Raw genomic sequence first — 24,814 nt, forward strand, 5'->3', positions numbered from 1 at the left:
TCTTCCCCTTCAAAGTTGCGTCCCTTCACGAAAGAACGGCGAGTTGGCCGGCGCCTGCAGCAACGCTTCGAGTTCGTCGTCGAGATGCATGATCGTGATCGACGCGCCCGCCATCTCCAGACTCGTCACGTATTCGCCCACGTAGGAGCGCGCGATGGTCAACCCCTGCTCGCCGATCTTCGCCGCAGCGCGTCGATACAGCAGATACAGTTCCTCCAATGGCGTGGCACCCAAACCATTCACCAGCACGGCGACGCGCGCGCCCTTCGGCGCGGCGAGATCCGCGAGAATGGCATTGGTGAGGCGGTCCGCGATCTCGTCCGCTGTTTCCAGCGCGCCACGATGATTACCGGGCTCGCCGTGAATGCCGATGCCAATCTCCATCTCGCCATCGGGCAGCGTGAAGGTCGGCTTACCTGCAGCCGGCAAGATGGTCGGCGACAAGCCGACGCCCATCGTGCGACTCTGCGCATTCGCCTTGGCCGCAATACGTGCCACTTCGTCGAGCGAATCACCGCGTTCCGCTGACGCCCCCGCGCATTTGAAGGCGAACACCATCGCCGCCACGCCGCGCCGATCCGCACTACGCTCTTTGGGTGCGGACGCCACGTCGTCGCTTAGCAACACGGTCTTGGTTTCGATGCCGTCGGGTTCGGCCATGTCCGCGGCGAGATCGAAGTTGAAGACGTCGCCACCGTAATTGCCGTACAGGTACAACACGCCAGCACCCCCGTTCACCGCTTTAGTGGCTTCGTAAATCTGCTCCGACGATGGCGAAGAAAACACGTTGCCCACCGCCACGCCACTGCACAAGCCTTCGCCCACATAGCCGAGAAAACCCGGCATATGCCCCGAGCCGCCGCCCGTCACGATGCCCACGCGGCCCTGCTTCGGCGCATCGGCGCGCACCAGCGCGCGTCGATCCGCGGTCGCAGCCTTGATCCAGTGTGGATGAGCCAGCAACAATGCATCGACCACTTCATCCACGAAATCGTCTGGACGGTTGATGATTTTTCTCACGATTTGCTCTCCTAAGATTGCGCCGATCCACTCGTCGCAGGGTGTCCTATGACACGTGCGAGCGCGCGGCGCGCGCCCCACGTTTTTGCTCAAAGATGTTTGCTCACAGCTTGTGCCGCTGGCTCACTGCATCGAGCAGCACGGCGGCGAAAATCACGCCGCCCTGAATGAACTGCGTCCAGAACGGATTCACGCCTAGCAGCGAAAGTCCCACGTTGATCACACCAATCAGCACGACGCCGATAAACGTGCCCACAATCGAGCCGCGTCCGCCCGCCAGTGACGTGCCGCCAATCACGATCCCGGCAATCACCTGCAATTCGAGCCCGTTTGCTGCCGACGGCAACGCTGAATTGAGCCGCCCCGCCAGCACGATGCCGGCAATCGCCGCCGTGAATCCCGCCAACGTGTAGGTCAAAAAGATCACCCGGCTGACGGGAATCCCGGCGAGGCGCGCCGCCTCCTTGTTGCCGCCCACCGCGAACACCTGGTGCCCAAAGGTGGTCTTGCGCAACAAAACGTGGCCGATCAGGAACACGACCAGCATGACGATCATCGGCGCGGGCAACCCAACAAAGGTTTTGGCGCCGAACGCGGTGAACGCATTGGGGAAATCGAACTTGGTGCGGCCATCGGAAATGGCCAGCGTGAGACCGCGCCCCATCGCCATCATGGCAAGCGTGACGATGAACGGTACGAGGCGCAGCCACGCCACCGCCATGCCGTTCAAGGCGCCGACCACCGCGCCCACCGCCAGCGCCACCCCGAGGCCGCCCACGCCTAGAGCGAACGCATCCGGTTTCGATCCGGCCATCACGGTAGCCGCGACCATTCCGCTCAAGGCCACTACCGAGCCAACCGACAGATCGATCCCCGAGGTAATGATCACGAAGGTGCCGCCCACGGCCGCGATCCCCACCACCGACACCTGCACCATCACATTGGTGAGCGTGCTCGTAGTGAGAAACTCCGGCGAGGCGATCGACAACACGACGCAGATGACGATCAGCGCCGCCAGCAGCGGTCCGATGCCGCTGCGCAATTGGCGGATCACGCGGCGCGAAAGCGCCTCTGAATCCGATTGCTTCGCTGCGGTGGAGGTCATGCTCCTACTCCCGTGGTAGCCCATTGAATAACTGTTTCGGAGTCCGCTTTATCTCGCGGGATCTCCGTCACGATGCTGCCGCGATACATCACCAGCACGCGGTCCGACATGCCGAGCAGTTCCGGCAACTCCGAACTGACCATGATGACCGCCGCCCCGGCACGCGCCATCGCGACCATATGCGCGTAGATTTCGGTTTTCGCGCCGACGTCGATGCCGCGCGTCGGTTCGTCCAGCATGATCACCTTGGGCTGCGTGGCGGTGGCACGACCCAGAATCACTTTTTGCTGATTGCCGCCGGAGAGGTCGCCCGTCATCTGCGCCACTGATGAAGCACGCACCGCAAAGCGCTTGCTGGCCTGCAGCGCCAGTTCACGCTTCTTCGCGCGGCTGACGAAACCGGCGGTGGCGAGCGCGCGCAAGCTCGATAGCGCTACGTTCTCTTCGATGCTCGCTTCGAGCACCAGGCCTTCGAGTTTGCGATCCTCTGCCGTGTAGACGATGCCGTTGCGCACGCCTTCCGTGGGCGAGCCCACCGTGACCTTCTTGCCGCGAATCAGCAGTTCACCGCTGCTCAACGGCAACGCGCCGAATATGGTCTTGAGGAGTTCCGTGCGTCCCGCGCCCGCAATGCCTGCGACGCCGACAATCTCGCCCGCCCGCACGCTGAAACTCGCATCGCGCAAGACCGGCGGGCTCGCCAGATGGCGCGCTTCGAGCACCACCTCACCGTAGTCGCGCGGCTCCCACGGGTAGAACGAATCGAGCGTGCGCGCGACCATCGCCTGGACCAGATCGGTCTCGGTCCAGTCGGACATGGGCCGGGCACCGACCGTCGCGCCGTCGCGCATCACCACGGCGGAATCCGCGAGTTCGAACACCTCTTCCAGATGGTGCGAAATGAAAATGATGCCCATGCCGGCCGCGCGCAAGCGACGCACGACGGCGTACAGGTTCGCGATATCGCCGCTCTGCAACGCGGCGGTTGGCTCGTCCATCACGAGAATGCGCGCGTCGCGCGCCACCGCTTTGGCGACTTCCACCAGTTGACGTTTGTTCAACGGCAGATCGCCGAGGCGCATGCGTGGCGAGACCGATTCGAGACCCACCTGAGCCAGCGCCTCGCGCGCCAGCTCGTCGGCCTTGCCGTGCAGAACCATGCCGTGACGTGCCGGCATGCGGCCCAGAAACAGGTTTTCCGCCACCGTCATGTCGTTGACGAGTGACAGCTCCTGATAGATCACGGCGACGCCTGCGTCGATGGCAGCGTGCGTGCCGCGCGCCAGCAATTCACCCTCGATCTCGATGGTGCCTTCGTCCGGCTCGTATGCGCCCGAGAGCGTCTTGATCAACGACGATTTGCCCGCGCCGTTCTCGCCGACAATCGCCATCACCTGCCCTGCGCGCAATTCCAGGCTCACGCCGCGCAGCGCCACCACGCCCGGAAAGCGCTTGACGATGCCGGTCATCCGCAACAACGGCGGCCCTTCCTGCACCGTCGTCGCGCCGGCCCGCGCGGCAGCCGCCAGCGCTGCGTCATTGCTGCCCTGCGCGCTCATTTCACTGTTCATGATTGCGTCCCTTCATGCTGCCGCGCGCTTCGCCGCTGCCATGTTGTTGAACGGCGAAGCGCGCTGTGCTGCTTATTGACTGACCTGCTCCGACCAGAGACCGTATTTCTTGGTCTCATCCGAGTCGATGTTGTCCTTCGTGATCAGCAAGGTCGGCCACGCGTAGTTCGCCGGTACGTCCTTCTTGGCGTTGTAGTCGGCAATGAACTGCAGGGCCTTGGCCGCCATTTCGATCGGGTTCTGCGAAATCGTCGCGTCCTGCTTGCCCGCGCGAATCGCCGAAAGTGCCTGCGCCGTACCGTCCGCGCCGATGATCATGATATGCGCCTTGTCACCGAGCGGCTTGTAGCGGCCGGCGTTGTCGATGGCCTTTTCTGCGCCCACGGTGTTGTCGTCGTTGGCGCCAAAGACTGCGTCGATCTGCGGATACTTTTGCAGAATGTCGGTCATCGCGTTGAGCGACTTCTCCTGGTCGAACGCGCCTTCCTGGCGTGCCACCACCTTGATGTCCGGGAACTTGGCGATCTCGTCGCTAAAGCCCTTTTCGCGGTCGGTTGCCGCCGTGGTACCGACCAGACCGATCAGGTCGACCACGTTGCCCTTCGGCGATCCATAGCGGGCCTTGAGCTGATCTGAAATCCAGTCCGCTGCGGTCTTGCCAAGTGCTACGTTATCCGAAGCAACGAACGAGGTGACCTTGCCGCCGTCCGAGCCGCGATCGAGCATGAACACGGGGATGTTCATCGAATTGGCTTTTTCCACCGCCGGGATGATGGCTTTGGAGTCGATCGGATTCAGCACCAGTGCCGTCACGCCCTGACTCAGCAGATTGATCGCATCATTGACCTGCTGCTGGGCATCGCCGTTCGCATTGGTCTGGACCAGATCGAAGCCCTGATCCTTGGCGCCCTTTTCGACGCCGGCCTTCAGCCCGACGAAGAAGGCGTTGTTGAGCGTGGCGATCGAGAAGCCAACCTTGACCTTGCCGCTCGCGGGCGCCGCGCTCGCCGCCGCAGCCGGACTCGCGGCGGCACTCGCACTGGCGTCGGACGCTGCCGTGCTGCTGGACGAGTTGTCGCTCTTCGAGCAGCCGCTCAATGCCGCAGCCGTGCACAGCAGCAACGTCGCCGCCGGCGTCCCGAACTTCGCCCACACATCGAATCTTGCTGAATTCCAGGCCATAACCGTCTCCGTTTTATCAATGATGAAGCCGTGTGTGTGATGCCGCATGTGACGAACTACTCTCCGAATCCGGCCTGCACCGTGCACGGCCGAACAATCGAATACTCACTGACGCACTTTCTCTGCCTTGTGCTTCGTTACGTTTGCGTCTTCTGCAATCCATACCCTTTGAAACGCTCGATCACCTCGTTCATCTCCGCCTCCGACAAGACAGGCGGCGTGCCGAGTTGCGATGCCAGCAGATATTGCTGCGCCAGCACTTCGACTTCATTGGCTACCCACAATGCGCGCTCCAGATCACGGCCCAGCGCGATCACGCCGTGATGGGCGAGCAGACACGCGGTGCGATCCCGCAGTGCGGCGAGCGCGTTGTCAGAGAGCGCCTGACTGCCGAAGGTGGCGTACGCCGCGCAACGAATCGAATTGCCGCCCGCCACTGCGACCATGTAGTGATGGGCGGGAATCTCGCGACTGTGAATGGCCAGCGCGGTCGCCGCGTTGGAATGGGTGTGGACGACGGCGTTGATATCACGCCGCTCACGCAGGATGTCGCGATGAAAGCGCCACTCCGAAGACGGCCGGTGCGTACGAAACACGGCCGCATCGTCTGTTACGTCGAGCGGCAGCCAGACAATCTTGTTCGCTTCCAGCGCATGGCACGGCACGCCGCTCGGTGTAATCAACAGCCCGTCCTGCCAGCGCGCGCTGACGTTGCCCGAGGTGCCCTGATTGATGCCGAGACGCAACATCTCGCGCATGGTTGCGATGATCTCGTTGCGCAACGCTGTTTCTGCGTCGGCTGTGGCTCGCACGTTGGGATTCGTGTCCGAGGTCACGACTCGCCTCCCGTAGCAAACAGCGCCGCCAGGTTTTGTTCGAACGGCGCGCGCACGATTCCGCGCTCCGTGATGAAGCCGGTGACGAGATCGTGTGGCGTGACGTCGAAAGCCGGGTTGCGCACCTTGATATCGGGTGGCGCGATGCCCTGCCCGCCCAGTTGCGTCACTTCGCCATCCAGACGTTCTTCGATGAAGATGTCCTCGCCGCGTGCGGTTTGCAGATCGAGCGTCGATGACGGACAGGCGACATAAAACGGCAGGTTGAAATAGCGCGCCGCAATGGCCACGCTCAGCGTGCCGATCTTGTTGGCGAAGTCGCCATTGGCCGCGACGCGGTCGGTGCCGACGATCACGACGTCCACCAGACCTTGCGCCATCATCGAAGCCGCCATGCCGTCCGTGATGAGCGTCACGTCGAGCCCGGCCTGCTGCAGTTCATACGCGGTCAAACGCGCGCCTTGCAGCAGCGGGCGGGTCTCGTCAGCGAACACGTGAAACGCCACGCCATTGCGATGCGCGAGGTACAAAGGCGCCGTGGCGGTGCCGAGTCCAGTTGTTGCCAGCGCGCCGGCGTTGCAGTGCGTCAGCACCCCCGCCCCTGCCGTGATGAGCGGCAAACCATGCACAGCAATCCCCTCGCAGATTGCCTGGTCTTCCTGATGAATCAGCTTCGCCTCCTCGACCAGCACCTGATACAACGCCTCGGCGCGATCCGCCTGCGAACGCTGCACCGCCTGCACCATCCGCTTGAGACCCCAACTGAGATTCACCGCCGTGGGACGCGCGGTATCCAGATAGGCGGCGTGCTTTTCCAGCGCGGCGTAGAAGGCTTCGCGCGAAGCCTGCCGCACGGGCTGCATCGCGACGCACAAACCATAAGCCCCTGCTACACCGATAGCCGGCGCGCCGCGTACGCGCAACTCATGAATCCAGCGCCACACGTCCTCCACCGTCGCCACGCGCTCGACCACGCTTTCGTGAGGCAGGCGCGTTTGGTCGAGCAGATATAGCGCATCCTCTTTCCAGGCAATCGTGGCTGGCAGCATCAGCGAAGGGGATGGCGAAGCCATGCGGTCTCCGAAATCGGTGGGATCAATCGGGTCGTGGTCGGAACGCACGGGCTCATACGCCTACCTCGCGCTGCATCTGCAATGCACTGGCCAGTTCGATGACCTCTTCGATGCGCGTCAGGCTTTCGCGTTGCACCAGCAAGGCCTCCGCGCATTGCAGGCAGCGCACTTCGACCGCCGCGCGCACGGCGGCATCTGGAATGGACGTGATCTCCGCGACTTTGGCCATGCCGACGACGCGGCGGATCATCTTGCAACCCACAAAGCCCAACGTGTCGGTAAAGAGTTGGCGCATGAAGGCGGCCCGATAGGCCTCCGCACATTCGTGGTTCGCGTCGTCGCCGATAAAAGGCGTAACGGTCGCGCCGTTTTTGCTATTGTCATTCGCGCTCTCTTCGTGCTCGCGCCACAGCGCGACGAATTGCGTAGCGAACCCGTTCCAGACGTCGACCACCTGCTTGAGCAACCAGGCCTGAAAGGGCTTCGGGTCTCCATCATTCTGGCGACCGTGCCACTCCCGCGAAAAGAACGCGAGCAGAAAATTCGCCAGCAGCGCACCGACGTCAAAGGCCATCGGTCCATAAAACGCGAATTCCGGATCGATCACATAGGTCTCGTCCTGATTCGCCATGATCGAGCCCGTGTGCAGATCACCATGCAGCAACGTTTCTGCGTGGTTCATGAAGGCCCATTTCATTTGCGCGGCGGCGACCCGCAGCGGCACATGATGTCGCAACCTTTCAATGGCCGCTTTCGGCAACGCTGCGCTATACACGTTCGACGGGTGGTCCTCGAACGGGAAGGTAAACACCAGCTCTTCGGTGATCTTGCAGAGTTCGCTATTGATGCCAACGCCCGCCGCTTCTTTTTTCGCAGCGGCGTCGAGAAACAGATCCGAGCCGTAAAACAGGGTGCGCGCGAGATAAGTGGACATGTGCGCCGCGAGCTTCGGATAGACGATGCCGTCTTTCAAGCCCTGCCGCAGGATGCGATGCGACGCGAGCCGCTGCATCACCATCAGGAACAGTTCGTTGTCGGCGTGATACACGCGCGGCACATGTTGCGGACACAGTTCACCGAAGCGCCGCAGTGCCGCGACTTCGTGCTCCATGCGATGCCGCGTCAACGGCCAGGCCTCCCCGACGAGACGCAGGAACGGCGGCGCCTGCTTGACGACCACGCTCTGCTGCGGCGTGCGGACATTGCTGACGAAATACACGTAATTCAGATTGCCGTCTCCGACTTCGACGACGTCCAGCTCGCTGTCGTCACCAAGCAGGGCGTTCACCGCGGGAATGCGATGCAGGTACGCCGCCAGCTCGGAAGAAGTCAACGCCTCAAATTCCATGGTGCTCCTCTACGGATAGAAGACCGCTCGCATGCGCGTCACCGGCGCTTGCGTACCAAATCGAACTTGAAAATACTGCTGTTGTAGTAGTCGTTGCTGTAACAGATCGGCCGGCCCGTATGATCGAAATCCACTTCGTCGATCAGCAGGAAAAGACCGAAGCCGTCCTGCAGTTCCGGCAGGTCGCGCGAGGTCAGGATGGTGGGCTGGATCGAGCTATGCGTATGCGAGAGACGCAGCCCCGCGCGCGCGAAGAACGCAAACAGCGACTCGCCGAGGTCGATCTGCGCGGGATCGAAAATCGCCTTGGGCACGATGTCGATGCAATAGGCCGCAATGGCGTCGTCGGCGCGTCGCACCCGTTCGATCCACATGCACGGATCGCCCACCTGCAAACCGAGCTTGTGGGCGAGGCTCTCCGAGGCAGCAATGGATTTGACCTGAATGCGACTCGTCGACGGCACGGCGCCGACGCTCTTGATCATATCCGTCACGGACATCAGATCATCCAGACCTCCCTGCAGTTTCAGCGCAATTTGTCTGACGAAGGTGCCCCTGCCCTGCACGCGCGTTAGCAGCCCGTGCGAAATCATTTGCGCCACCGCTTCGCGCAAGCTCGACCGGCCCACACCCAACAACTCGCAAAGCTCCGGCTCAGTGGGGATCTGATCGCCCGGTTTGAGCGCCCGCTCACGAATCATCGTCAATAAAGATTCCTGAATCTTTTCGCTCATGGACCGATCTACGCTTAGGCGCATGGTTCGTGGCTGGAGTCTGCACCAAATCAATATACATCAGACGTCTGATGTATTTTTGTGGGGCATACCCTTACTTTCGGATTCGAAAATCATTAGTGATGCACTGCAACGTTAGGTACCCTAAATGCGATTTTGTCAGCAGCGTGGCATGTGGATGACCGCCACATGACTGCTTTGCCAGTAAGGGTGGCCATGTGAGGAGGAAGGTGTGACCGTGTCCCGATTTGCCGCAAGCAATGCACATCGCCGCACCTGGTTGCGCGGTGCGGCCGGCGCTGCGCTGACGTGGCCGTTGAGCCGCATCGCCAGCGCGCAATCGTCTGACGTGCAGCCGTCCGCTGCGCTGCCGATGCTGCACAAGCGCCCGATTCCCGCAACTGGCGAACTGCTGCCGGTGGTGGGCTGCGGCACCTGGCGCACCTTCGACGTGGGCGACGATGCCGCCGCGCAGGCGCGTCTCGCCGACGTGCTGACCGTGCTATTCAATGCCGGTGGTTCGGTGATCGACTCATCGCCGATGTACGGTTCATCGGAAGCCGTGGCTGGCACGCTGCTGACGCGGCTCGACGCGCATCGCAAAGCGTTCGTTGCCACCAAGGTGTGGACCGAGGGGCGCGCAGCGGGCATTGCGCAGATGGAAGAATCGATGCGGCGCTTTCAGCAACCGCGTATCGACCTGATGCAGATTCACAACCTGCTCGACTGGCGCACGCAACTCGCCACCTTGCGAGCGTGGAAAGCGGACGGACGTATTCGCTATCTCGGCATTACGCATTACACGTCAGGCGCTTTCGATGAGGTTGAAGCCGTCATGCGCAGCGAACGGCTCGACTTCGTGCAGATAGACTACTCAGCAGACGACCGCGCGGCAGAGGAGCGCATCTTGCCGCTCGCCGCTGAGCGACGCATTGGCGTGATCGTGAATCAGCCGTTCGGCGGCGGCAGTTTGCTGCGCGGTTTGCTCAACCGGCCTCTGCCGCAATGGGCCGCGGAGATTGGCTGCACGTCGTGGGCGCAAGTGTTGCTGAAGTTCGTGCTCGCGCATCCCGCCGTGACCTGCGTGATTCCGGGAACAGGTCGCCCCGAATACATGATCGACAACGTGCATGCCGGTGTCGGCGTTTATCCCGACGCGGCATTGCGCAAACAGATCGTGGCAGCGATCAGCGCGTGAATCTCAGCGTACCCAGGCGACGCGCGTGAGCACAAGGCAGATCAGGCCGATTCTTCCGGCGGCAGCGTAAGCGACGCCACCTCGTAGTTCTTCAGCGTACGCAATACCGCAGGCGCGAGCAGCAGTTTGGCGAGGCGCACGCCGGCGCCCATCACTACCTGCTTACGCTCCATCACGGCCGCGTCCACCAGCACGCGCCAGTCTTCCGGCACACCGAACGCGGTAATGCCGCCGAATTCCATGCCGCTATGTTCGACGGCGACTTCCCGCGCCGCGAATGACAGCCGTTTTGCGCCGAGATGCGCCTTGACCGCGCCGTTGATATCGAGGCGCAGCGAACCCAGCGTAACGATCGCGGCATAGTGTTCGGCGCCGTCTTTCTTGTACTTGATGACGATCGTGTTGGCGCAATCTTCGAGGCCGAAACCGTAGCGCGCGCTGAACGCGGCAGTGTCCGAAGCGTCGTCCGTTACGGCAAACACGGTGACTCCGTTGGGCGGCAAGTGGGCGACGACGTGCGCGGGCAAATGGGCCGCCAGTTGGTCCGGCGGAATGATGTCGAGTTGCGACAGGGGTTCGTGTGAGTGCATGGCGGGCGCGTGAATGATATTGCTGTCATTCTAGCGGGTCGTTTTCAAAGCTGCAGCGTTCGTCGCTGCACGCACGACCTCTCACGCGCCCGTTGCCGATCAATCAAGGCAAAGAACGTATCACCTGAAATCAGTCTTATGTTACGGATACCTTATCAACTACTCGACGACGGCGCCGCCGTCGCATGTTGAGCGGGCTTGCAGTCTTCGTTGTATTTTGCCGCCAGCCGGGCTCGCGCGTCGTTGATGTCAGGCCCGTAGTTATCGACGCCTGGCCGGTAGCCCACCGCTTCGAGTTCCGTTAATTCGCGCATCACGTCGCGATGCGTCACGGGGCCCTGCGTCTTGAACGGATACGCATTGCATTGATGCGGCGTGAGGTGATCCGAGGCCATCGCGCAGGCACTGGCCATCATCAGCGCAATAGGGAGCGCCAGTTTGCATGGGATATTCATGAGTGTCTTCCTCCAGTTCTCGATATCGCGCTTCAGCGATCCGGCGTGTTGCGTCGAACGCAAGCAACACGCCGTTGCCAAAGCTGCGACTTAAGAATAGGCGGAGTGAGTTGTCGGTACCGCTTCGCTCACGTGAAGCTTTGTTCATGAGGCGCGAACGAAGCCGGAGCGCGGTTGCGCCCTCATGAATACCGGCATGCCCGAAGGCAGGACGCTAAACTGAATGCGATCGCGCCCACTTGTTCGTTCGGGCGCCGTTACGCTTTCGTATAACGCAACCAGACCCCGTCATGTTCTGTTTTTTCAACGGAGGTCAGCTTGAGGTAGGCAGGCGCCTGCCATTTATTCATTGGTACTTCGAACGATGAAGGGTGCTCGCTGCGGCCATCCACGAGCGGAATGATCAGCACGCTCACTTCATCGACGAGCCCTGCATTGACGAAGGCACCGCTCACGTGCGACCCGCCCTCCACGATCAGGCGCTTCACGTCCAGTTCGAGCGCGAGGGTCTGCACGACCTTGTCGAGGTCGATCTCGGACTTGCCGCCGAACAGATACGACACGCCAATGGATTGAAGGTACGCGAGGTAATCGTCCGCGACCTGTTCGGTCAGCACTTCGATGACGTGCGATTTGAGCGCCGTATTGCTTTTCCATGCCACCCGTCCCTGCGGATCAATGGAAATGGCGTATTGATCCGCGTTGCGCTCGACTAAGTGATTCGTTCGCGGCACCGCACCTTGAGCAAGACCACGCGGATAGTCCGTGCCGTGCGATACCTCCTGCATGGTGACGCGGCCGCAAATCCAGCCATCGGCCTTGAAAGTCGCGGCAGTGGTTTCGTAGAGGCCGAAGACGTACGGGAGCTTCCAGCCGTCGGTGAGGCTGCGGCCGTCGACCGAGGACATCATGTGAGCGACGATATAGGGTTTCATGCGCGAGGTCTCCGTGCCAGGTGGAAGATCGAGTATCCAGCAAGAGACGTTCCGCGATCTTGCGGCGTTGGTTTGTGAAGCGGGCGTGGATTTTGGCAATTTCGCGTGCGGCGCATAATGCAGGTATTCCTTGTCAGCACGACGGAGAGCGCTATGGCGACGTTTGCTATCGACGGCGTACGCATTGATCCCGCCACGGGCCGCACTACTCACGTGCGATGGGCACGGATCGACGCCAGAACGCACGACTGGTTGTCGCCGCCGCAGGTGGTGGAAATTGGCGACGTCGTTCAGGCACTGCGCGCGGGGGAAGTCTGCTGGACCGTTTTCACGCTCAGCGGCGCGAGATTTCTGGGCCCGAAGATACGCATCGTGGCGCACACCAACGGCCCTGACGGCATCGATACCGATGTGCCGAATGGGTGCATCGAAAAGTCGATGGATGATTTGCCGCGCGTTTGAATGAGGGTGATGGGCCTTGTTGAAGCAGGCCGCACGATGGGCCAGATAAAGGCCTGGGCGAGACACAAATAGAAAAGGCTCCCACGAGGGGAGCCTTATGTATCCTTGGCGGAGAGACGGGGATTCGAACCCCGGATAGGTTATTAACCTATACACGCTTTCCAGGCGTGCGACTTAAACCGCTCATCCATCTCTCCGGCGGGAGTCGAATTATAGCAAACTCTGGGGCCGGCGCCAGTCCCGTCCGAAATCACGCCAAAACGGCCGTCCCGCAAGCCTCAGGGGTGCCGGATATAGTCCACCAGGGCCCGTGTATAGGCGTCCGGCTTACGGTCGATAAGACTCACCACGATCGCCACCAGAAACCCCGCCGGCACGCCAAAGACGCCTGAGCTGATTGGCTCGATGCCGAACCAGCGCGCGCCCGCGAAGCCGGTCATTTGCGTAAAAAACGGGTACGTGGAGACGATGTAATAGACACACACCGTGAGCCCCGCCACCATCCCCGCCACCGCGCCCAGCCGCGTGGTGCGTTTCCAGAACACACCCAGCACCAGCACCGGAAAGAGACTCGACGCCGCCAGCGAAAACGCCGCCCCGACCAGAAACAGGATGTTCCCTGTGTTCAGCGAAGCCACATACGACGCAAACAGCGCCACCCCCAGCAGCAGAATCTTGGAGATGGTCACACGCCGCTGGCTCGATGCCTCGGGATCGACCATGTGATAGTAGACGTCGTGCGAGAGCGCATTGGCGATGGTCAACAGCAAACCGTCCGCCGTCGAAAGCGCCGCCGCCAGCGCGCCCGCAGCGATCAGCCCCGACATCACGTACGGTAGTCCGGCAATCTCCGGCGCCGCCAGCACGATCATGTCCGGCTGCATCTGGATCTCGCTCCATTGCACGATGCCGTCGTGATTCGCATCGGCCACGCTGATCAGATTCGGCTCGATCCTGAGCCACTGCGTCAACCATTGCGGTAGATCGGTAAATGGATGACCCACCAGGTTCGTCAGGATCTCGTACTTGATCAGCACGGCCAGCACCGGCACGGTCAGATAAAACAGCGCCACAAAAAAGAGCGTCCAGCCGACTGAACGCCGAGTCGATGCCACCGAGGTGGTCGTGTTGTAGCGCGTGAGGATGTGCGGCAGGCTCGCCGTCCCCAATGAAAGGCACAGCAGCAGCGACAGAAAATTGCGCTCGTGGGTTTGCCGGTCTTCCGCGCTCATGGCCGGAAACGGCTCGGACATCGGGATCGGCGACGAAGCCCGGATCAGCAGCGACTCACGCTGCTGGTTCCACACGACGCGCGCCGCGTCGGCGTCACGCGGAAACATCTCCAGCGCGCGTTCGCTTGTATTGATGTCGCGCAGCGGCCCGTTGTGCCGCCGCAGGTCAGCGATCTGTTGCGTGAGGCGCTGCTTCTCATCCATGAACGACTGCGGCAGCCGGTCGATCTGCGCCTGCATCTTGTCGGCCTGCAAGCGGTAGTTGGCGCGCACGCTCTGGTCGAGCGGCGCGTCGCGCACCTTTTGCTCGAGCGCTTCCACACGCTGCATCACGCGTCCATAACTGAATTGCGGCACCCAGCCGAGACCGTCCTTGTGCGCAATCATCGACACGGGTATCAGGATCGCAAAGATCAGGATGATGTATTGCGCCACCTGCGTCCACGTCACCGCGCGCATGCCGCCAAGGAACGAACACACCAGAATGCCGGCTAGACCGCAGAAGATGCCCACCGCGAAATCAACGCCAATGAAGCGCGATGCAATCAGCCCCACGCCCTGAATCTGCGCGACCAGATACACGAACGAACACAGGATGGCCGCGAGCGCAGCCAGCCCACGCACCGCATTGCTCGAAAAGCGCGTGCCGAGAAAATCCGGAATCGTGTAGCGCGCCAGCTTGCGCACGTAGGGTGCGAGCAGGAACGCGGTGAGACAGTAGCCGCCCGTCCACCCCATCAGATACGCGAGGCCGTCGTAGCCCGTGACGTAGATCGAACCCGCAAGGCCGATGAACGACGCCGCCGACAGCCAGTCCGCCGCCGTGGCCATGCCATTGAAAGCGGACGGTACGCGTCGCCCGGCCACGTAGTACTCGACGAGGTCCGAGGTGCGCGACAGCAGCCCGATCACGGCATACACCGCGATTGGCACGAACAGGAAAACGTAGCCGATCCATACGCCAGGCCCGGTCACCTGCTCGATGCGCCACATGACGTAGATGAACAGCAGAAAGCCGAGCGAATAGCACGCGTAGGAGCGGATCAGCCGGTTCGTGAGCGTCATCGGCTCAGTTTCCGCGCGTGGTGACAGCGGCGTTGGCGTCCGCCTCGAACGCGCGTTGCAGCGTGCGGTCGGCACGCCGCATCAGCACGATATACGCGAGAATCAGCGCGACGTAGACGAGAATCGCGCCTTGCGCGCCGACGTAAAACGGCAGGCTGAAGCCGGCGAAGCGCAGGCGTGACAGCGCCGGCGCGGCCAGCGGCACGACGAACGAGACCACGAAACCGAGCGTCATCAGCACGGCGATGCAGGTGACATTGAAGCGCCAGTAACGCTGATGCGCGCGCGCCATCGCCGCCGAGACCGGAGGCGGTTCGGGCAACGGGTTCAGCGTGGATTGAGTAGAGGTGCGCGGCGCGGCCATGCGCCTATGTATCAAAAAGGCACCGGGCAGGCAATCGGGATTGTCCGCGCGGTGCCTGCTGGCCCACGTTTGTTCACACCGGCTCGCCGTGGCCAGGTGCGTGGCGTGATGCGTGACGTGGTGCGTGGCGGCCGTCGAAGCACGCCGCACACCTTGCCTTCAAAGCTGTGCCGTCAAGCGAGGCTCACAGCGACTCGCCCAGTTGATCGAGAATCGCCGGATTCTCCAACGTCGAGACGTCCTGGGTGATGGCCTCGCCCTTGGCGAGCGAGCGCAGCAGGCGGCGCATGATCTTGCCGGAGCGCGTCTTGGGCAGGTTGTCGCCAAAGCGGATGTCCTTCGGCTTGGCAATCGGCCCGATCTCCTTGCCCACCCACGCCCGCAGTTCGTTGGCGATCTTCACCGCTTCCTCGCCTTCCGGACGGGCACGCTTGAGCACCACGAACGCGCACACGGCTTCGCCGGTCGTATCGTCAGGACGCCCGACTACCGCCGCTTCCGCCACGATCGGATTGGACACCAGCGCCGATTCGATCTCCATCGTGCCGAGCCGGTGACCCGACACGTTGAGCACGTCGTCGATGCGGCCCATGATCGTGAAATAGCCGGTTTCCTTGTCGCGCACCGCGCCGTCACCGGCGAGGTAAAGCGTGCCGCCGAGTTCTTCGGGGAAGTAGCTCTTCCTGTAGCGATCCGGGTCGCCCCACACGTTACGCAACATCGAGGGCCACGGCCGCTTGACGACCAGAATGCCGCCCTGCCCGTTGGGCACGTCCTGGCCGGTTTCATCGACCACCGCGGCCATGATGCCCGGCAACGGCAACGTGCACGAACCCGGCACGAGCGGCGTCGCGCCTGGCAACGGCGTGATCATGTGGCCGCCGGTTTCGGTTTGCCACCACGTATCGACGATCGGGCAGCGGCCGCCGCCCACGTTCTCGTGATACCACATCCACGCTTCCGGATTGATCGGCTCACCCACCGTGCCGATGACGCGCAGCGACGACAGGTCGTAGCTCTTGGGATGCACTTTCGCATCGGCTTCCGCGGCCTTGATCAGCGAACGGATCGCGGTAGGCGCGGTGTAGAACAGCGTGACCTTGTGCTTCGCGATCATGTCCCAGAAGCGGCCCGCATTCGGATAGGTGGGCACGCCTTCGAACACGACCTGGGTGCCGCCGAGCGCCAGCGGACCATACGCGATGTAGCTATGCCCGGTGATCCAGCCAATGTCGGCGGTACACCAGAACACGTCCGTGGGCTTCCAGTCGAAGGTCCACTTCAGGGTTTGCGCGGCCCACAGCAGATAGCCGCCCGTGCTGTGCTGCACGCCCTTCGGTTTGCCGGTCGAGCCCGAGGTATAGAGGATGAACAGCGGGTGTTCGGCACCGACCCACTCGGGCGCGCACTGATCGGATTCGGCCTCGGTGAGTTCGTGCATCCACAGGTCGCGTCCTTCATTCCAGGCAATCTTGCCGCCGGTGCGCTTGTAGACGATCACGCTCTTGACGGCTTCACAGCCGCCCATCGCCAGCGCTTCATCAGCAATGTTCTTGAGCGGCAGCGCCTTGCCGCCGCGCATCTGTTCGTCGGAGGTGACGAGCGCGACCGCGCCCACGTCGACCAGCCGCTCGTTCAGCGACTTCGACGAGAAGCCGCCGAACACCACCGAATGCGTGGCGCCAATACGCGCGCAGGCCTGCATGGCGACAATGCCTTCGATCGACATCGGCATATAGATCACCACGCGGTCGCCCTTTTTCACGCCGCGCTTTTTCAGCGCGTTGGCAAAGCGCGAGACCCGTTGCAGCAGATCCTGATAGGTGACGTTGGTCACCGTGCCGTCGTCGGCTTCGAACACGATCGCGACGCGGCCACCGTTGCCGGCTTCGACGTGGCGGTCGAGGCTGTTGTACGACGCATTCAGTTCGCCGTCTTCGAACCACGTATAGAACGGCGCCTTCGACTCGTCGAGCACCTTGGTGAAGGGCTTGCTCCAGCTCAGTGTCTCTTTCGCAAGACGGCCCCAGAAGCCCTCGTAATCGCGCTCCGCTTCGGCGACCAGCGCCTTGTACGCGTCCATGCCGGAGATCGTGGCGCCGGCTGCCGCTGCGGCAGAAGGCGGGAAAACGCGGCGTTCCTGAAGAACCGATTCAATCGCAGACATCGACTACCCCTTGGTGAAGATAAAACGTAAGTCCTGTGATGGCGCCAGTGCACCGAAGCGCCCGTGCCGCGCTGTGTCAGAACGCGACGGTGTTGCGTGTACTGTTCGATTTTCGACCAGTCCGCCGGTCGGCGAGCCAGTCAGCGGACCGCGGATCGCGTATGCGGCAGTGCGTCATTGAAGCCGCCCGCTTTCAGTGTTACCGCCAGGATAGCGGCGGCAACTTACCTGTCACTTACACAGACTGCTTTGTCCTTGCTTGCCCTTCCTGGTCCTTGCCACGGCCTTCAACGGCACGCGCCCGGAGGATTCCCATGTTAGCCGAAGCCTTCGCGCCTCGCGATACCCTGGGTCCTGCCATTTGACCCAGCGCCCGGCGTCTGGACGCCGTTGCCGGCCTCCACGAGGTTTACCCTTGTACCGCTGTACAATAGCGCGCCTGCCCTGAGCTTTCTGCTAGCTCGCGGCGTGCCAGCCCGTGGCTTGTCGCCCTGATTCCTTGACCGCTGCCCATGTCCGCTCCGCGCCCCGACCTGACCGGTAACACGCGCCGCCCGATGCGCCCCCTGCCCGCCATCATCTTCATGAGCCGATGGCTGCAGGTGCCGCTCTATCTCGGCCTGATCGTCGCGCAGGGCGTCTACGTGGTGCTCTTCATCAAGGAAGTCTGGCATCTGGTCACGGCCTCGATGACGCTCGACGAAACCAACGTCATGCTGGTCGTCCTCAGCCTGATCGACGTGGTGATGATCTCGAACCTGCTGATCATGGTGATCGTGGGCGGGTATGAAACCTTCGTCTCGAGGCTCGGCGTCGAAGGGCATCCGGATGAGCCCGAGTGGCTCGACCACGTCAACGCGGGCGTGCTGAAAGTGAAGCTCTCGATGGCGCTGATCAGCATCTCGTCCATCCATCTGCTGAAGACCTTCATCAGCCCCGACCAGAATTCGACGCACACCATCATGTGGCAGGTGATCATTCACCTGGCCTTCCTGCTGTCGGCTGTCGTGATGGCGCTGGTCGACCGTCTGACCACTCATACGCATCCGGCGCATTTCCACGAGCCGGTCGCAGCGGCTGCATTGCACACTGCTCCGCACACTGTTTCCACTCCCCTGAAGGCGCAAGACTGAACGCACAGCCAACGCGAGCAGGATTAAAAGCGCCAATGTCCCCACTGAGTTACTCATGACTGTCATCAAACAAGAAGACCTGATTCAGAGCATTGCTGATTCGCTGCAGTACATCAGCTACTACCACCCCGTCGATTACATCCAGGCGCTCGGTCGCGCGTACGAACTCGAACAGAGTCCGGCCGCCAAGGATGCGATTGCGCAGATCCTGACCAACAGCCGCATGTGTGCTGAAGGCAAGCGCCCGATCTGCCAGGACACGGGCATCGTCACGGTGTTCGTGAAGGTGGGCATGGACGTGCGTTGGGACGGTGCGACGATGAGCGTCACCGACATGATCAACGAAGGCGTGCGCCGCGGTTACCTGCATCCGGACAACGTGCTGCGCGCGTCGATCGTGAATCCGCCGGAAGGGGCACGCAAGAATACGAAGGACAATACGCCGGCCGTGATCCACTATGAGATCGTGCCGGGCGACAAGATCGACGTGCAGGTCGCGGCCAAGGGCGGCGGCTCGGAGAACAAGTCGAAGTTCGCGATGCTGAATCCGTCGGATTCGATCGTCGACTGGATCCTCAAGACCGTGCCGACCATGGGCGCGGGCTGGTGTCCGCCGGGCATGCTCGGCATCGGCATCGGCGGCACCGCTGAAAAGGCGATGCTGATGGCGAAGGAATCGCTGATGGACCCGATCGACATTCAGGATGTCATCGCACGTGGCCCGCAGGACTGGATCGAGGAACTGCGCGTCGAACTGCACGAAAAGGTCAACGCGCTGGGCATTGGCGCGCAAGGTCTGGGCGGTCTCGCCACCGTGCTCGACGTCAAGATCATGGCTGCGCCGACGCACGCTGCGTCCAAGCCCATCGCCATCATTCCGAACTGCGCCGCGACGCGTCACGCGCACTTCACGCTGGATGGCTCCGGTGTCGCCAAACTCGAAGCGCCGTCGCTCGACGCATGGCCGAAAGTGCAGTGGGAGCCGGACACGGAAAAGAGCCAGCGGGTCGATCTGAACACGCTCACGCCGGCTGAAGTGGCCTCGTGGAAGCCGGGCCAGACGCTGCTGCTGTCGGGCAAGATGTTGACGGGCCGGGACGCCGCGCACAAGCGCATCGCCGACATGCTCGCGAAGGGCGAAAAGCTGCCGGTGGACTTCACCAACCGCGTGATCTATTACGTCGGTCCGGTCGATCCGGTGCGTGACGAAGCCGTGGGCCCCGCAGGTCCGACAACGTCCACCCGCATGGACAAGTTCACCGAGACGATGTTGTCGCAAACCGGCCTCATTTCGATGATCGGCAAGGCGGAACGCGGCCCGGTGGCCATCGAGTCCATCAAGAAACACAAGGCGGCTTACCTGATGGCCGTGGGCGGCGCGGCATACCTCGTCTCGAAGGCGATTCGCAGCGCGAAAGTGCTGGCGTTCGAAGACCTCGGCATGGAAGCCATCTACGAGTTCGACGTGCAGGATATGCCCGTGACGGTTGCGGTCGACTCCAACGGCACGTCTGTACACCAGACCGGGCCGAAGGAATGGCAGGCAAAGATCGGCAAGATTCCCGTCGCAACAGTTTGATGCCAGGCATGCGTCAAAAAACGTCCCAATCCTTGGCTTTTTGGAAGCGGACGTTTATTGTTGTTGAAAACTCGTAATTCAGAGCCCCCACAAGGAAAAACCATGCAAGGCGACAAGAAGGTCATCGAATATCTGAACGCTCAGTTGAAGAATGAACTGACCGCGATCAACCAGTATTTTCTGCATGCGCGGATGTACAAGCATTGGGGGCTCGACAAACTGGGCAAGCATGAGTACGACGAATCAATTGGCGAAATGAAACACGCCGACTGGCTGATCGAACGTATTTTCATTCTCGACGGGCTGCCGAATCTGCAAGACCTTCACAAGCTGCTGATTGGCGAAGAAACCAAGGAAATTCTCGAGTGCGATTTGAAACTCGAACAGATTTCGCAAAGCACGTGCAAAGAAGCCATCGTGTATTGCGAATCAGTTCGCGATTTCATCTCGCGTGAGATTTTCGTGAAGATTCTCGACGATACGGAAGAACATATCGACTGGCTCGAAACCCAACTTGATCTGATCGACAAGGTCGGCATTCAGAATTACCAGCAATCCGGCATGGGCTCGATCGAGTCCTGAGCGGTGCAGCCCGTGCAGCTTTTCGTGAGTTGCGCGGGCGCTATCTATCTGTTGCTCCTTCCGTCTGCCTTGTCAGTTTGCATTCTCTCCCTGTCCTGTGAGCGCCTCCCTTCACACTGCTTCGTCAGACGCAGACCTGAGCACGTCCGCCATGCACGACGTTTCTGATCTCACGGCACCGCATGCGCCGATCGGCGTGTTCGATTCGGGCCTGGGCGGCCTGTCCGTGCTGCGCGCGGTACGTGCCCAGTTGCCGGGCGAGTCGATCGTCTACGTGGCGGATTCGCTCTACGCGCCCTATGGGGAGCGCGATGACGCTTTCATCGCCGAACGTACGCTGGCCATTGGCCAATGGCTCGTCACGCAGGGCGCCAAGATGCTGGTGGTCGCCTGCAACACGGCGACGGCGCAATCCATTGCTATGGTGCGCGAGCGTTTGTCCATTCCGTTGATCGGCGTCGAGCCCGGCATCAAGCCGGCCGCCTCGCAGTCGAAGAGCCGGGTGGCGGGTGTTCTCGCCACCCAGGTCACGTTGCGCAGCGCGCGCTTCCAGAGCCTGTTGGAGCGCTACGCTGCAGACTGCCGTTTCATCTGTCAGCCGGGCCACGGGCTCGTGCAGGCCATTGAGCGTTGTGACGTCGGCTCCGCTGAGTTACGCGCGTTGCTGCGCAGCTACCTGCAGCCTATGCTCGATGCTGGCGCCGACACGCTGGTGCTCGGCTGCACGCACTACCCTTTTCTGGACGCAGCGATCCGCGACATCGTCGGCGAGCGGATGGCGCTGATCGACACGAGCGTGGCCATTGCACGGCAAGTGGAGCGCGTGCTCGACCAGAATGGCCTGCGGGCTGCGTCAGGCGCGTCCGTCGATCTGCCCCGCTTTTATTCGACCAGCGACGGCGCGCATCTGCAACAACTGGCCGCCACGCTGCTCCATCTGGATGCGGCAGTTGAGCGCGTCGTGATTCCGTCCCCGAGTACCGCAGCGCCGGATTCCGAGGCCGCCTGAGCGGCAACCGGCGACGCTGGCGCCCTGCCTTTGCCCGCCTCAATCCGGCCTCTGAGGCCCCCGCAGAGCCGGAGCGCGGCCCTTGGTTGATTGTCTCCCAAGGCGCGCAACACCGCACTATCGCACGGCTAGACGCTGCCATCGGGCCCCTCTTCCGCACCGGTAATCCCTGCTAACAGTCTGGTTTTGTTACAAAAATCCGTTCAGGACGCTTGCCAAACGGGCCAAACAAAATGATAATAATTCGCATTAACGTTAGCTATTGCGCCCCACCATGATTGTTTGCGTGTGCAAGTCTGTATCCGACCGGAAGATCCGTGCCTCGATCGCTGAAGGCGTCGACTCGTTCGACGAGCTCCAGTTCGAGCTCGGCGTCGCCACGTGCTGCGGCAAGTGCGAAGCCACCGTGCGCGACGTCATGGCGCAAAGCGGTGTCTGCGCCAGCCGTTGCGGTGTCGAACATCACGCGCAACCGGTGCCGCTCACGTTCTACGAACGCAAGGCCGCCTGATCCTGCCGGCACGGCCTCTGCCGTGCCCTGCCTGAGTGCCCTGCTTCGGCCTCACGCTTTAAGTCCACTGCCGTCAGCAAGCCAGTACTCGTTACCAGCCAGCTACCGCTCGCCCCTTTTCAAAGGAGTTTGAGATGGAATTGCTGATTGGTTTCGTGACCACACTGTGCATTTCGCTGCTGATATTCCGAAAATGACCTTGCTTTGTCCTGGGTGCGGCATCGACGGCGCGCGGCCGTACTGATATGGCCGCTCCGCACCTCGCCCCGGCCGGCATGACGCCGGCGCCCGCTTCCCGTTCGAATTCCCGCACGAATTCCCGCATCCTCACCGCCACGGCCGCGGTTGCCGCGATCCACGTCGTGTTGCTCGCCGTCGTGCTGAGCATGCGTCACGATCCCGAAGTGCGCCCCATCGAATCGCACACCATGACCGCCGAGCTGCTGAGTCCGGCACCGGTCGCGGCGCCGGTGGCGTTGCAATCCACGGCGCCGCCTCCGCCCAGGCCCACACCGCCCGTGCCGCACGTCAAACCGAAGGTACAGCCGCGGCCGACGCCTGTCGCCAAACCCACACCGGCGCCCTTGCCTGAAGCTGCGGCGCCGTCACCGGTCGCACCGGCTGCCGCCGAGCCCGCGCCGCCTGCGCCACCAGCTCCCGCTGCACCGGCCGCGCCTGCCGCACCGGCGCCGGGCCGCCAGACCATGGAAATCAGCGCGCCGAAAAACGTCTCGCATCTCGACTGCAACATCGCGAAACCGGACTACCCCGCCATCTCGCGACGCCGCGGTGAAAGCGGCACCGCCTACGTGCGGTTCGTGGTGGGTCTTACCGGCAAGCTGGAAAACATCGAGCTGAAAAAGAGCAGCGGCTTCGACCGCCTCGACGAGGCGGCGCTCGACGCCGTTCGCGCCAGCTCGTGCAAGCCCTATCTCGAGAACGGCGAACCGATCCGGGCCGCGTACACGCAGCCATATCAGTTCGGCCTGAACGACTAACAAGACTGCAACGACGCGAGCCCTGGCAGCACTGCAAAGCCGCGCGCGTCGTCCCAATGATTTAACCGGATTTTAGAAAAGGAATCGCAATGCAGAACTACGGTTTAGCGCACGTGTGGGCGCAAGGGGATTTCGTGACGCGGGGTATCGCGCTCGCACTGTTGATCATGTCCGTGCTGTCGTGGAGCGTGATCGTCATCAAGGCGTGGAACGTGATGCGCCTGAAGCGTCTGACGAAGAACGCCGAGCAGTCGTTCTGGCATTCCGATGACCTCAACGACGGCGTGAAAAAGCTCGGTGCCGGCACCTCGACGCCGCAGGACAACCCGTTCCTCGCGCTGGCGCTGTCTGGCCAGGAAGCGGCGGATCACCATCATCAGACGCAACCGCATCTGCACGACCGGATGGACGTGTCGGACTGGATCACGCGCTGCCTGAAAGACACGATGGACGACAGCGTGGCGCGCATGCAGAGCGGCCTCGCAGTGCTCGCTTCCATTGGCAGTACCGCGCCGTTCGTCGGCCTGTTCGGCACGGTGTGGGGCATCTATCACGCGTTGCTGGCCATCGGCGCGAGCGGTCAGAGTTCGATTGATCAGGTGGCGGGCCCGGTCGGCGAAGCGCTGATCATGACTGCGTTCGGCCTGTTCGTCGCGATTCCCGCCGTACTCGGCTACAACGCGCTGACGCGCGCCAACAAGGCCCTCGTGACGAAGCTGAACCGTTTCGCCCACGGTCTGCATGCGTTCTTCGTGACGGGCGCGCGCCTGTCGTCTTCGAAGCGTGGCGACGGCTTGCGCCTCGCCACCCGCGCCAACTGATAGCGAGGCACTCCGATGGCAATGAGCCCCTTCGCCAGCGACGATGACGACGGCCTGATGAACGAAATCAACATGACGCCGCTCGTCGACGTCATGTTGGTTCTCCTGATCGTCTTCATGGTGACGATACCGGTGATCCGTCATGCGGTGAAAATCGATCTGCCGCACGCCAGCAGTCAAAAAGAAGACGTGAAGCCCGCGCAGGTCAACGTGTCGATCGACGCGGACGGCAATGTTTCGTGGGACGATCAGAAGGTCAGCGACGACGCCTTGCGCGCGAAGATTGCACAAGCCGCGCAGGCCAATCCTCAGCCGGAACTGCATCTGAACGCCGATCGCAAGGTAGCGTATGAGAAAGTGGCCGACGTGATGTCCGCGGCACAGGCAGGCGGCCTCACCAAGATTGGCTTCGTCACTCAGCCTGTCAGGCATTAGTCATTTTCTGCGGCATCTGCGCATTACGTGAGGATTGTGCCGCACGCAGAAAACCCCTTGTTTCAAGGGCTAAAAAGTAAAAGGCCTTCATCGTCGGATGAAGGCCTTTTTTTGTGCGCACTCGGCGCCTTCGGGCGGCGAGATCGCCTGCCATCGGATGAGTAGCGAGCGACTCCACATGCGACAGCCGTGGTCGACACGGACAGCGCGATCAGCCCTATCAGGCTCGCTATGATAGCGGCCATGAGTTTCCGCTTAAGAGACTCCTTAGCGAAGGGATTTCACTATAAGCCCGTCGGCTCGTGCATTCAAGCAAACGCCCATTGAAAGTACCGATCACTGGCCGCGCTTAAATGCTAAAACGATATGACGTACCCGCTTTTATTTCTGTTGTAGTCACTGTACGAAG

Annotated in this window: 24 protein-coding genes and 1 tRNA gene; 10 read left to right on the plus strand and 15 right to left on the minus strand. The window is 61.9% G+C overall.

The genetic code is table 11. The features are described from left to right. Positions 1 to 9: 9 nt before the first annotated feature. The 8 genes from D0B32_RS11690 to D0B32_RS11725 form a co-directional block, all read right to left on the minus strand. Entirely contained in the window at positions 10 to 1,020 is a 1,011-nt protein-coding gene (locus D0B32_RS11690; protein ID WP_117334081.1) for a dihydroxyacetone kinase subunit DhaK, read from the minus strand. A 103-nt stretch (positions 1,021 to 1,123) separates the two neighbouring features. Beyond that, entirely contained in the window at positions 1,124 to 2,125 is a 1,002-nt protein-coding gene (locus D0B32_RS11695) for an ABC transporter permease (RefSeq protein ID WP_117334082.1), read from the minus strand. Further along, positions 2,122 to 3,696, minus strand: coding sequence for a sugar ABC transporter ATP-binding protein (locus D0B32_RS11700; RefSeq protein ID WP_117334083.1), 1,575 nt, complete (start codon positions 3,694 to 3,696; stop codon positions 2,122 to 2,124). The genes D0B32_RS11695 and D0B32_RS11700 overlap by 4 nt, the downstream gene beginning before the upstream one ends. Positions 3,697 to 3,768: 72 nt before the next feature. After that, positions 3,769 to 4,878 carry a sugar ABC transporter substrate-binding protein gene (locus D0B32_RS11705; RefSeq protein ID WP_117334084.1) on the minus strand — a complete coding sequence of 370 codons (1,110 nt, stop codon included), beginning with the start codon at positions 4,876 to 4,878 and terminating at the stop codon, positions 3,769 to 3,771. Positions 4,879 to 5,015: 137 nt separating this feature from the next. Continuing rightward, positions 5,016 to 5,714, minus strand: coding sequence for a class II aldolase/adducin family protein (locus D0B32_RS11710; protein ID WP_259294964.1), 699 nt, complete (start codon positions 5,712 to 5,714; stop codon positions 5,016 to 5,018). Continuing rightward, entirely contained in the window at positions 5,711 to 6,787 is a 1,077-nt protein-coding gene (gene mtnA, locus D0B32_RS11715; protein WP_117334199.1) for an S-methyl-5-thioribose-1-phosphate isomerase, read from the minus strand. Before mtnA ends, D0B32_RS11710 begins: the two co-directional genes overlap by 4 nt. A 52-nt stretch (positions 6,788 to 6,839) precedes the next feature. Next, complete coding sequence (gene mtnK, locus D0B32_RS11720) at positions 6,840 to 8,135, minus strand: S-methyl-5-thioribose kinase (RefSeq protein ID WP_117334085.1); 1,296 nt, start codon at positions 8,133 to 8,135, stop codon at positions 6,840 to 6,842. A gap of 38 nt (positions 8,136 to 8,173) precedes the next feature. Next, positions 8,174 to 8,869 carry a GntR family transcriptional regulator gene (locus D0B32_RS11725; protein WP_259294965.1) on the minus strand — a complete coding sequence of 232 codons (696 nt, stop codon included), beginning with the start codon at positions 8,867 to 8,869 and terminating at the stop codon, positions 8,174 to 8,176. A gap of 376 nt (positions 8,870 to 9,245) precedes the next feature. On the opposite strand from D0B32_RS11725, the gene D0B32_RS11730 reads away from it, so the two are divergent. After that, complete coding sequence (locus D0B32_RS11730) at positions 9,246 to 10,067, plus strand: aldo/keto reductase (protein ID WP_404935549.1); 822 nt, start codon at positions 9,246 to 9,248, stop codon at positions 10,065 to 10,067. A gap of 41 nt (positions 10,068 to 10,108) precedes the next feature. Here the strand turns inward: D0B32_RS11730 and D0B32_RS11735 are convergent, their stop codons facing one another. The 3 genes from D0B32_RS11735 to D0B32_RS11745 all read right to left on the minus strand — a co-directional run bounded on the left by D0B32_RS11735 (position 10,109) and on the right by D0B32_RS11745 (position 12,047). Next, complete coding sequence (locus tag D0B32_RS11735; RefSeq protein ID WP_117334087.1) at positions 10,109 to 10,657, minus strand: YbaK/EbsC family protein; 549 nt, start codon at positions 10,655 to 10,657, stop codon at positions 10,109 to 10,111. Between the two features lie 155 nt (positions 10,658 to 10,812). Next, positions 10,813 to 11,112 (minus strand): DUF4148 domain-containing protein, encoded by a 300-nt coding sequence (locus tag D0B32_RS11740; RefSeq protein ID WP_117334201.1) that lies wholly within the window; start codon positions 11,110 to 11,112, stop codon positions 10,813 to 10,815. Positions 11,113 to 11,369: 257 nt separating this feature from the next. After that, on the minus strand, positions 11,370 to 12,047 hold the full coding sequence (locus D0B32_RS11745; RefSeq protein WP_117334088.1) for a dihydrofolate reductase family protein: 678 nt from the start codon (positions 12,045 to 12,047) through the stop codon (positions 11,370 to 11,372). A 153-nt stretch (positions 12,048 to 12,200) separates the two neighbouring features. Here D0B32_RS11745 and D0B32_RS11750 point away from each other — a divergent pair, with 153 nt between their 5' ends. After that, positions 12,201 to 12,509, plus strand: coding sequence for a hypothetical protein (locus D0B32_RS11750; RefSeq protein WP_117334089.1), 309 nt, complete (start codon positions 12,201 to 12,203; stop codon positions 12,507 to 12,509). Positions 12,510 to 12,615: 106 nt separating this feature from the next. On the opposite strand, the gene D0B32_RS11755 is transcribed toward D0B32_RS11750, so the two are convergent. From D0B32_RS11755 to acs, 4 genes are all read right to left on the minus strand, one after another. Beyond that, positions 12,616 to 12,706, minus strand: a tRNA-Ser gene (locus D0B32_RS11755). Positions 12,707 to 12,787: 81 nt separating this feature from the next. Next, positions 12,788 to 14,806 (minus strand): sodium:solute symporter family protein, encoded by a 2,019-nt coding sequence (locus tag D0B32_RS11760; protein ID WP_117334090.1) that lies wholly within the window; start codon positions 14,804 to 14,806, stop codon positions 12,788 to 12,790. Positions 14,807 to 14,810: 4 nt separating this feature from the next. Continuing rightward, positions 14,811 to 15,170, minus strand: coding sequence for a DUF4212 domain-containing protein (locus D0B32_RS11765; protein ID WP_117334091.1), 360 nt, complete (start codon positions 15,168 to 15,170; stop codon positions 14,811 to 14,813). A gap of 184 nt (positions 15,171 to 15,354) precedes the next feature. Further along, positions 15,355 to 17,337 (minus strand): acetate--CoA ligase, encoded by a 1,983-nt coding sequence (acs, locus tag D0B32_RS11770; RefSeq protein ID WP_117334092.1) that lies wholly within the window; start codon positions 17,335 to 17,337, stop codon positions 15,355 to 15,357. A gap of 512 nt (positions 17,338 to 17,849) precedes the next feature. On the opposite strand from acs, the gene D0B32_RS11775 reads away from it, so the two are divergent. From D0B32_RS11775 to D0B32_RS11810, 8 genes are all read left to right on the plus strand, one after another. Next, positions 17,850 to 18,470: a TIGR00645 family protein gene (locus tag D0B32_RS11775; protein ID WP_404935543.1), complete on the plus strand. Its 621-nt coding sequence runs from the start codon at positions 17,850 to 17,852 to the stop codon at positions 18,468 to 18,470. Between the two features lie 55 nt (positions 18,471 to 18,525). After that, positions 18,526 to 20,049 (plus strand): fumarate hydratase, encoded by a 1,524-nt coding sequence (locus tag D0B32_RS11780; protein WP_117334094.1) that lies wholly within the window; start codon positions 18,526 to 18,528, stop codon positions 20,047 to 20,049. 102 nt (positions 20,050 to 20,151) lie between these two features. Beyond that, on the plus strand, positions 20,152 to 20,631 hold the full coding sequence (gene bfr / locus D0B32_RS11785) for a bacterioferritin (protein ID WP_117334095.1): 480 nt from the start codon (positions 20,152 to 20,154) through the stop codon (positions 20,629 to 20,631). Between the two features lie 151 nt (positions 20,632 to 20,782). After that, a complete protein-coding gene (gene murI, locus D0B32_RS11790; RefSeq protein WP_117334096.1) occupies positions 20,783 to 21,640 on the plus strand; it encodes a glutamate racemase in 858 nt (285 codons plus the stop codon). 274 nt (positions 21,641 to 21,914) lie between these two features. After that, a complete protein-coding gene (locus tag D0B32_RS11795; RefSeq protein WP_117334097.1) occupies positions 21,915 to 22,151 on the plus strand; it encodes a bacterioferritin-associated ferredoxin in 237 nt (78 codons plus the stop codon). Positions 22,152 to 22,396: 245 nt separating this feature from the next. Continuing rightward, positions 22,397 to 23,149 (plus strand): energy transducer TonB, encoded by a 753-nt coding sequence (locus tag D0B32_RS11800; RefSeq protein ID WP_117334098.1) that lies wholly within the window; start codon positions 22,397 to 22,399, stop codon positions 23,147 to 23,149. Between the two features lie 89 nt (positions 23,150 to 23,238). After that, positions 23,239 to 23,970: a MotA/TolQ/ExbB proton channel family protein gene (locus D0B32_RS11805; RefSeq protein ID WP_117334099.1), complete on the plus strand. Its 732-nt coding sequence runs from the start codon at positions 23,239 to 23,241 to the stop codon at positions 23,968 to 23,970. Positions 23,971 to 23,985: 15 nt separating this feature from the next. Continuing rightward, positions 23,986 to 24,405 (plus strand): biopolymer transporter ExbD, encoded by a 420-nt coding sequence (locus D0B32_RS11810; RefSeq protein WP_117334100.1) that lies wholly within the window; start codon positions 23,986 to 23,988, stop codon positions 24,403 to 24,405. Positions 24,406 to 24,814: the final 409 nt, after the last annotated feature.

Source organism: Paraburkholderia sp. DHOC27, from assembly GCF_003429005.1.
Classification (GTDB): Bacteria; Pseudomonadota; Gammaproteobacteria; order Burkholderiales; family Burkholderiaceae; genus Paraburkholderia.